This is a genomic window from Streptomyces swartbergensis (genome assembly GCF_002148965.1).
Lineage (GTDB): Bacteria > Actinomycetota > Actinomycetes > Streptomycetales > Streptomycetaceae > Streptomyces > Streptomyces swartbergensis.
In genome coordinates this window covers 1-8545 of the sequence record NZ_NGFN01000365.1, presented here as the reverse complement: position 1 = coordinate 8545, position 8545 = coordinate 1, and the positions used below count along the sequence as shown (strand labels likewise).

Annotated in this window: 9 protein-coding genes; 5 read left to right on the top strand and 4 right to left on the bottom strand. The window is 71.7% G+C overall.

The features are described 5' to 3' along the window. Both CA983_RS36595 and CA983_RS36590 read right to left on the bottom strand, forming a co-directional pair. Positions 1–1011, bottom strand: a 1011-nt coding sequence (locus CA983_RS36595; protein ID WP_086605048.1) for a cellulose-binding protein, incomplete at its 3' end; no start/stop codon positions are given. 242 nt (positions 1012–1253) lie between these two features. Then, positions 1254–2579 (bottom strand): radical SAM protein, encoded by a 1326-nt coding sequence (locus CA983_RS36590; RefSeq protein WP_086605047.1) that lies wholly within the window; start codon positions 2577–2579, stop codon positions 1254–1256. A gap of 178 nt (positions 2580–2757) precedes the next feature. On the opposite strand from CA983_RS36590, the gene CA983_RS36585 reads away from it, so the two are divergent. Together CA983_RS36585 and CA983_RS36580 are read left to right on the top strand one after the other, a co-directional pair. Further along, positions 2758–3423 (top strand): hypothetical protein, encoded by a 666-nt coding sequence (locus CA983_RS36585; RefSeq protein ID WP_208637114.1) that lies wholly within the window; start codon positions 2758–2760, stop codon positions 3421–3423. A 68-nt stretch (positions 3424–3491) separates the two neighbouring features. Beyond that, on the top strand, positions 3492–3830 hold the full coding sequence (locus CA983_RS36580; protein WP_167407531.1) for an inner-membrane translocator: 339 nt from the start codon (positions 3492–3494) through the stop codon (positions 3828–3830). A gap of 21 nt (positions 3831–3851) precedes the next feature. Here the strand turns inward: CA983_RS36580 and CA983_RS36575 are convergent, their stop codons facing one another. Continuing rightward, the gene (locus CA983_RS36575) at positions 3852–4859 is read right to left on the bottom strand and encodes a hydroxyacid dehydrogenase (RefSeq protein WP_086605045.1); all 1008 of its coding nucleotides are present in this window, start codon (positions 4857–4859) and stop codon (positions 3852–3854) included. 218 nt (positions 4860–5077) lie between these two features. On the opposite strand from CA983_RS36575, the gene CA983_RS36570 reads away from it, so the two are divergent. Further along, positions 5078–6334 (top strand): D-arabinono-1,4-lactone oxidase, encoded by a 1257-nt coding sequence (locus CA983_RS36570; RefSeq protein ID WP_086605044.1) that lies wholly within the window; start codon positions 5078–5080, stop codon positions 6332–6334. A 194-nt stretch (positions 6335–6528) separates the two neighbouring features. On the opposite strand, the gene CA983_RS36565 is transcribed toward CA983_RS36570, so the two are convergent. Further along, positions 6529–6879, bottom strand: coding sequence for a helix-turn-helix transcriptional regulator (locus tag CA983_RS36565; RefSeq protein ID WP_086605043.1), 351 nt, complete (start codon positions 6877–6879; stop codon positions 6529–6531). A gap of 135 nt (positions 6880–7014) precedes the next feature. Between CA983_RS36565 and CA983_RS36560 the strand changes: the two genes are divergently transcribed. After that, entirely contained in the window at positions 7015–7734 is a 720-nt protein-coding gene (locus CA983_RS36560; protein WP_244207243.1) for an ANTAR domain-containing protein, read from the top strand. A 157-nt stretch (positions 7735–7891) separates the two neighbouring features. After that, a partial coding sequence (locus CA983_RS36555) for an ROK family transcriptional regulator (RefSeq protein WP_208637115.1) occupies positions 7892–8545 on the top strand: 654 nt, incomplete at its 3' end.

Below are 8545 nucleotides of genomic sequence, written 5' to 3'. Positions count from 1 at the left end.
GGGCGGCTCCGGGTTGGGGTCGGCCACCGGCTGACGGCCGACTTCGCCGCGTGCCCCGAAGTCCTCGCCGGAGCCGCCGAACGGCATCATCGAGACGCCGAGCGCGAGGACGGAGACCAGGACGGCGGCGACGAGGAGGCCGTTGCGGGCGACGCGCGCCTTCTGCTCCCCGTCCTCCGGTTCTCCGGTCGCCTTGTCCGCCGGGCCGGGACGGCCGGCGCCGAGCCGTACCTCGGCGGCGCGGCGGCGGCGCTCCAGGTAGGCGAGGCCGCCCCAGCCGATCACCCCGCCGGCCAGTGCCCCGGGCAGTCCGCCGCCGTGCAGGCGCAGACAGGCCGCGGCCTCGGCGCACTGGACGCAGGTGGCGAGGTGCCGGGAGAGGTCGCGCGGCGTGTCGGCCGGGGAGGAGCGGGTGACGGCGTCCAGCAGCCGGGCGTAGCTGCGGCACTGGGCGTCCATCGGGGAGTCGAGGTGGTTGCGGTGGCAGCGGTCCCGGAACAGGGTGCGCACCTGCTGGAGTTCGTCGGCGGCGGTGGCCGGATCGAGGCCCAGGCGACGGGCGACCACGGACAGCGGCAGCGCCTCCACCTCGGACAGCCACAGCAGTTCCGCGTCGGCCTGCTGGAGGTCGCGCAGGCTGCGCAGCGCGATCGGGCGCGTCAGGGGCGGGCCGGTGTAGCGGGCGGCCTTGTCCGAGTTGAGCCACAGGCGCAGGTCGGGGTCGAGTTTGTGGCCCTGCCCCTCCTCTTCCCAAGCCGCGGCCGTGGTGCGTACGGCGGTCAGCAGCAGGGGTATCCGGGGCAGCCGGGCCGCGCGGCGGCCGGCGCTGCGCACCGGGCCGGTTTCGGCCGCGCGGGCCTCGCGTGTGCCGTGTGCGAACGCCTCACGGCCCAGCTGTGCGGCGGCGGTGGAGCCGGACGTGCACAGGTCGGCGTACGCGAGGACCGCGTCCCAGCACTCGGAGAACAGCGCGGCCTCGGCGGCGTCCTGAGGGGTCGGCAGGTCGGGCATGGGTCTCCTGCATCCACAGGCGAGGTCAACTCACCGTATTGGCAATGGAGTTGGGGGGAACCCCGAAGGCAGGGCAAGAGCTTTTCACGCCACCCACACAACTGACAAGCGCCCTGTTCAGATACAGATACCAGGACAGGGCGGCGTGCCCCCACGGCTCCGGCGTCTGTATGCCGTACGGGTACAACCGCCCTGTGACTCAACGCCGTACCGCAATGATGGACGACGTCATCGAAGCGTTATCAAACAGCGGTGGGTTCGTCCGCCGGCAGGCTGTCCATGAAGGAGCTGACCGAGAAGACCGCGCGTCCGGCACCGGGGGGACCGTAGCCGGGGGGCGAGGAGAGACCGAAGTCCTCCATGGTCTGCCGGTACGCCTGGAGCAGACGGATGTGGTACTCCAGGGGCGCGCCCTGGGGGTTGGCCTTGCCGAGCGGCGTCGTGGGCTCCGGGCACCAGGTGGTGAAGCGGGGCGTGATGCCGTGCGACATGAAGAAGCGCAGGCCCTCGGTGGTGGAGGCGATGGCCTCGTCGACCGTGGTGAAGCCGAACGGCTCGGCCATCTCCACGCCCGCGACGAAGTTGGGGATGACGTTGCGCGCGCCGAAGATCTCCGCCGAGTCGAGGATGCGCTTGTGCCACTCGTCGCGGCCGACGTAGCGCTCCTTGCCGGGGCAGTACATCTTGAACAGGTACTCGTCCCACACCTCGTAGTTGGGGTGGTAGATCTGCACGCCGTGGTCCTTGAAGCGCTGGACGTCGTCGCGCGGCAGCGCCTGGGCCACGACCTTGCCGATCCAGCGTCCGGGGAAGCGCTCCTCGATGGCCTTGGCGTAGTGGCCGTAGAAGTCGGCCTCGTCGCGGCCCGCGACGGTCTTGGTGATGGCGCCGCCGGTGAGGGTGTAGGCGGTGGAGGTCTTCGCCGTGTCGTAACGGTCGATGATCTCCAGGGCCTCCAGGACCTCCTCTACGTCCTTCACCCCGGTGTACGGGCGTCCGGCGGCCTTGTGCTGGCGCCAGTTGTGGTTGATGTCGCAGTACTGGCACTCCTCCTTGGCACCGAAGTACTGGCAGACCCGGAAGACGGTCAGGTAGATCAGGTAGCCCCACTGGATGGTCGGGGCCACCTCCATGACGGACTTCCCGCTCGCGAGGGTGTGCCGGTAGTACTCGGGCATCGGCGGCACGCCGACGTCGGCGATCCGCTTGCCGTCGAGGTAGAGACCGAGTACGCCGTCCTCGTTCGCGGCGACGCGGTACGGCGAGGACGGGTTCACGCGCACCGAGACGACGGTCCGGCGCAGGTCGTACGGGCCGCCAGTGAGGATGATCTCCTCGGGCGGCCGGCGCAGCGCGGCCTCGCCCAGCTCGGGCAGGGTGCCGTGGTCGAAGGAGAAGATGAAGTACGACTTCGGCTTGACCTCGCCGCCCTCGTTGTCGCTGAGCGCGGAGGGGTCGAAGGCCACGCCGCCGCGGAGCAGGTCCTCCTTGAAGACGGCCTCCCGCGGGACGTGCGGGAACCGCTCCATCAGATCCTCGACCAGCGCGGTACGGCTGCCGCTGCCCATTCCGTCTCTCCTCCCGGCTCGGACGTACGACTCCTCACGGTATGCCCATGGGTGTGCGAGCCCGGTACCGGGGCCCCTGACTCGGGCGAACGCCCTCCGACCCGCGATCAGCGGCCTGGCGGCCTGTAGCGTGCCGTCCCGCGGCGGAGCCCACGGCCGCGAGTGTGAAGGAGCGGGGATGTCAGGCATACGCAGCGGCACGAGGACACCACCGAGCAGGACGGGCGGGCCGGCCGTCAGCCCGTGGAAGTCGGTGCGGCGAACGGCCGGGCTGGTGGTGTTCGGATGGGCGTCCGCGGCAGCCACCACCGGTGTGGCGTACCTGACCCTGGGCTCGGAGGTGGTGCCCATCGCCGTCGGGTTCCTCCTGTGCCTCACCTTCGCCGTGTTGCTGCTCCTTCTCCACCGGGCCTTGTGGCTGACCGTACTGTCCGCGGTGCCCGCGCTGTTCGTCCTCGTCGGGGCCGTCCAGTACGCGCCCGAGGCAGCCCTGGAACAGCGCGGCGTGCGCGAGAAAGTGGTGATCGTGGCCGATACCGCGGCCGGCACATCGAGCGACAACCATCGCTTCACTCTCCGGGGCACGGACGGGAAGGAACTGGAGGAGAAACTGGGGTTCAACGGTGACGCCTGGGCTCCGAAGGTGGGTGACCGGCTCGACGTCATCAGCGACCCCGAGGGCGCGGTCCCGATGGAGCAGGCGGAAGAGGTGGACGCCGCGGGCCGGCTGGGCGGCCTGGTCGGCGGCACGGTGACGTGGACCTTGATGGCGGTGCTGGCGGGTTGGCGTGGCCATGTCCGCCGACGCCGGGGGCGCGACTCCCTGGCGTACCAGCTCCTGTGATCCCGGGCGAGCGGGAACTCACTCCCCCCAGCCTTCAGGAACGGTGAATTCCGCACGACGATACGGACATGCCAGAACACTCCGACAAGCAGCCCGCCGCCGGGAATGATGTGTTCACCTCGGGATGCCTCCTGCTGCTCATGCTGGTGGCGGACGCGGCGGCCGCGTTTCTGGTCGTCCTCCTGCTCGCGGTACGGGGGCTGGGCCGGATGGACGCCGGCGCCGGGCAGCCCCCGGCCGGCCCACCGCCCGCGGACTGGGCACCACTGCTGTCCTTCGGGGCGCTGGCCCTGGCCATGGGAGTGACGGGCGTCCTGCTGCTGCGGGCCGGGAACCGGTTCATCGGGGCGGTCCAACTGCTGCTGTGCGTCCTCCTTGCGGGCCACGCGCTGGGGTCGTGGCCCTGACCCAGGAACGATCAAGGCGGCCTAGGCCGCGCGCTCCAGTGCCGCCAGGTCGACCGCGTACGCCAGTTTCCCGCCGGTCAGCAGCCGTTCCGCCTCCTCGGCGACCGTCAGGCCGAGGCGGGCCAGCTCGTTGCCCTGGGAGCCCGCGAGGTGGGGGGTGACGAAGGCTCCTGGCAGGTCGTAGAGGGGCGAGTCGGCGGGCAGCGGTTCGGGGTCGGTGACGTCGAGGATCGCGGTCAGGCGTCCGGCGCGCAGTTCCGCCACGAGGGCGTCGTGGTCGACCAGGGCGCCGCGCGCGGTGTTGATCAGCACCGCCCCGTCGGGCATCAGGGCCAGCTCGCGGCGGCCGATCATGTGGTGGGTCTCGGGCGTCTCGGGGGCGTGGACGGTGACGATGTCGGACGTGCGCAGCAGGTCGTCCAGCGGCAGCAGGGGGACGCCGAGTGCGGCGGCCTCCACCTCGTCGACGTACGGGTCGGTGAGGGCGGGCCGCAGGTCGAAGGGGCGGAGCAGTTCGAGGACGCGCCGGCCGATGCGGGAGGCGCCGATGACGCCGACGCGGCGGCCGTAGTTGCCGATGCCGGGGACGACGCCCCAGCCGGAGGAGGTGCGGGTGGCGCGCATCCGGTCGCGGGCGACGAGGACGTCCTTCCCCGCGAGCAGGATCATGGCGAGGGTGTACTCGGCGACCGGCAGGGCGTTGGCGGCCGCGGCCGAGGAGACGGCGATGCCGCGCCGCCAGATCTCGGGGGTGGCGAAGGACTTGACCGAGCCGGCCGAGTGCAGCACGGCGCGCAGCCGGGGGGCCGCGTCGAGGACCGCCTCGTCGAGCCGGGGGCAGCCCCAGCCGGTCACCAGGATCTCGGTCCGGGCCAGCGCCTCGCGCACGCCCGGGTCGGCGAAGTCCCGTGCCACGAGCGCCGGATCGATGTCCACCGACTCGCGCAGCCGCGCCAGCACCTCGGGCGGGAAGACCTGCGGCACGTTCTCGGCGGTCATGGCGAACAGTGCCTGGGGGCGCTGGCTCAAGGAGGTGACCTTCCGGCTCGGCGGCGCGCTGAGGGAGACGGTTCAGCGGGACACGCATGGATGGGCGGCCCGGGACAGAAACCGCTCTCTACACCTTCTCCACGGTAGGCCGAGCCGGGTGGCGGGAGCAATGGACGGCAGGAGCATGGAACGGCTCGGCGAGGTAGGTTCCGGCGGGGGCTCTCCCGGTCCCCGCTGCCTCGGGGAAGGACGACGCGATGAACGGGACCGTGACCAACTGGGCGGGGAACATCACCTACGCGGCCAAGGAACTGCACCGGCCGGGCTCGCTCACCGCGCTGCGCTCGCTCGTCGCGGAGAGCGACCGGGTGCGGGTGCTGGGCAGCGGACACTCGTTCAACGAGATCGCCGATCCGGGCGCCGAGGGCGTCCTGCTGTCGCTGGCCGGCCTGCCCCCGGAGGTGGACGTCGACACGGCGGCCCGCACCGTCCGGGTGGGCGGCGGCGTGCGCTACGCGGAGCTGGCCCGCCGGGTGCACGGCGAGGGCCTGGCCCTGCCCAACATGGCGTCGCTGCCGCACATCTCGGTGGCCGGGTCGGTCGCGACCGGCACCCACGGCTCGGGCGTGCTCAACGGCCCGCTGTCGGCGGTCGTGCGCGAGGTGGAGCTGGTCACGGCGGACGGCTCGACGGTGACCATAGGCCGGGACGAGGAGCGGTTCGGCGGAGCCGTCACCTCGCTCGGGGCACTGGGTGTCGTCACCGCGCTCACCCTCGACCTGGAGCCGGCGTACGAGGTGGAGCAGCACGTGTTCACCGAACTGCCCTTCCGGGGACTGGACTCCGGCACGTTCGAGACGGTGATGGCGACGGGGTACAGCGTCAGCCTGTTCACCGACTGGGGTGCACCGGGCTTCCGGCAGGTGTGGCTCAAGCGGCGCTCCGACCAGCCGCTGCCCGCCTTCCCGTGGGCCGCTCCGGCCACCGAGAAAATGCATCCGGTGCCGGGTATGCCCGCGCTCAACTGCACCGAGCAGTTCGGGGTGCCGGGGCCGTGGCACGAGCGGCTGCCGCACTTCCGGGCGGAGTTCGTCCCGAGCAGCGGGGCGGAGTTGCAGTCGGAGTACCTGCTGCCGCGCGGGCACGCCGTCGAGATGCTGCACGCGCTCGACGCGATCCGGGAGACCATCGCCCCGGTCCTGCAGACCTGCGAGGTGCGCACGGTCGCCGGCGACGACCAGTGGCTGAGCCCCTCCTACGGCCGGGACACCGTGGCGGCGCACTTCACCTGGGTCGAGGACACGCCGGCGGTGCTGCCGGTGGTGCGGCGGGTCGAGGAGGCGCTGGCCCCGTTCGGGGCGAGGCCGCACTGGGGGAAGGTGTTCACCGTGCCGGCGTCCGCCCTGCGCGGGCTGTATCCGCGGCTCGGCGACTTCCGGGCGCTGGCGCGGGAGCTGGACCCGGAGGGGACGTTCGCCAATGCCTTCGTGCGGGACGTGCTGATGGAGGCGTAGCAGGAGTGGACGCGTAGCGGGAACGGACGCGTGGGAACGGACGCGTAGCGGGAACGGACGCGTGGGAACGGACGCGTAGCGGGAACGGACGCGTGGGAACGGACGCGTAGCGGGAACGGACGCGTCGGCAGGAGAGCCCCGGCCATCCGGCGGCGGACGGCCGAAGGGTCAGGTCGTGGCGTGCGGCCGAAGGGTCAGGTCGTGGCGTGCGGCCGGCCGGGTTCACTGGGGGCCGTGGCGCGGTCGGCCTCGTCCTCGACGAGCAGGGAGAGCAGCGCCGCCACGGTCAGACCGGCCTCGGCGGGGTGCCGCAGCACCTTGCCGGGGTCGATCCGGTACGTGTTGGTGCGGCCCTCCCGGGTGTGGGAGAGATAACCGTCCCGCTCCAGGTCGGCGATGATCTTCTGGACGGCGCGTTCGGTGAGCCGGCAGTGAGCCGCGATGTCCCGGATACGGGCGCTGTGGTTGTCGGCGATGGCTGCCAGCACCCGGGCATGGTTGGTGAGAAACGTCCATCCGGTGTGTGGCTCGGGCACTCCATCCATGCCCCAACTCTACCGACCAGGCGTACACGTATTCAAAAACACGTACTGCGTTTCATGTATTGATTGACGGGTGTGGGGTAATGGGGCAACGCTGGAAGGCGGAGGCACGGCGAACAGACAAGGGAGAACGGGGCCATGCCGGACCCTGTGCACTCGGTGACGGCGATCCCGCCATGCATGGCGACCATGGACGTCGTACCGGACGGCGACCGGATCACCGTCACCGTGTGGGGCGAACTCGACCTGGGCAGCAGGCGGCTGCTGCCGGAGCTGCACGACATCCTCACGTTGTCGGGCAGCGGCATCGACCTGCGTCTGGACGCGGTCGGGTTCTGCGACTGCTCCGGGCTCAACATGCTGCTGGACCTGCGGCTGCGTGCCCTCGACGAGGGCAAGACGGTCATCGTCCGCTCCTGCGGCCCCGCGGTCGAGCGCCTGCTCGATCTGACCGGTGCCCGGGAGCTGTTCGCGGCCCCGGGCCCGCACCAGGACGCTGTACACCCGGCCGCCGACGAGCCCGGTCCGCCCGCGGGCGACGAGGACCAGGACCTGCGCGCCGAGGTCACCCAGCTGCGGCGGGCCATGCAGACCCGGCCGACCATCGACCTGGCCCGCGGCATCCTGATGGCCTCCTTCGGCCTGAGCCCCGAGGCCGCCTGGAGCGTGCTGGTCAGGACCTCCCAGAACACCAACACCAAGCTGCACCATCTGGCCGGGAACCTGGTGGACACCGTGCGCGGCGGCACGCTGCCCGAGCCGGTGCAGCAGCAACTCGCGGCGGCGGTGGCGAGCACGGCCCTTGGGAGCGAGGCGCCGACGTGCCCCGCAAACGGGACATCGTCTGAGGCATCATGAGCAGGCCGCGATCAGCCACCACGGGCGCCCACCGGCCCTCACCAGGAGCGCACTTTATAAAGCCCCTTTCCTAACCCCTTGTCGAAAGTCCCGGCAGCCCATAGCCTTGCGCCGCGCCGGTGCCGAAGTCGACCCGGCCGAGCCGGCCTGGGAAGGGATGGGCACCCCGGTGAAGCGCACATCACGTGACATCCGCACCGCGAACCGCTACGAGGTGCTGCGCCAGATCATCGCCGAGTCACCGACCTCCCGGCAGGAGCTGGCGGCCGCCACCGGCCTCAGTCTCGCCACGGTCGCCACACTCGTCGGCGAGCTGCTCGACCTCCGCATGATCACGGAGGTCGGCTTCGAGGACTCGGCCGGCGGCCGCCCCCGGGGCCTGGTGGCGGTCAACAGCTCGGGGGGCGCGCTGATCGGCGTCGACATCGCCGAGACGTACGTCCACGTCGAGCTGTTCGACCTGGGACTGAACGTCCTCGCCCGAGCCGAGGAGGACGTCCGCGCCGGCGAGAGCCTGCCGGAGCAGGTGGTGGGCCATGTGGCCGCCGCGGTCGGCTCGGTGGTCACCCAGGCCGGCATCGAGGGCGCCCGGGTGCTCGGGGTCGGGGTGAGCGTGCCGGGACAGGTGGACCGCGCCACCGGCATCTCGGAGTACGCGCCCAACTGGGACTGGCACGACGTACCGCTGGCCGACCTGCTCACCGAGCACATCGCCTATCCCCTGTACCTGGACAACCCGCTGCGCGCCAGCGCGGTGGCCGAGCTGTGGTTCGGGGCCGCGCGCGGGCGGGGGAACGCCGTGGTGGTCAAC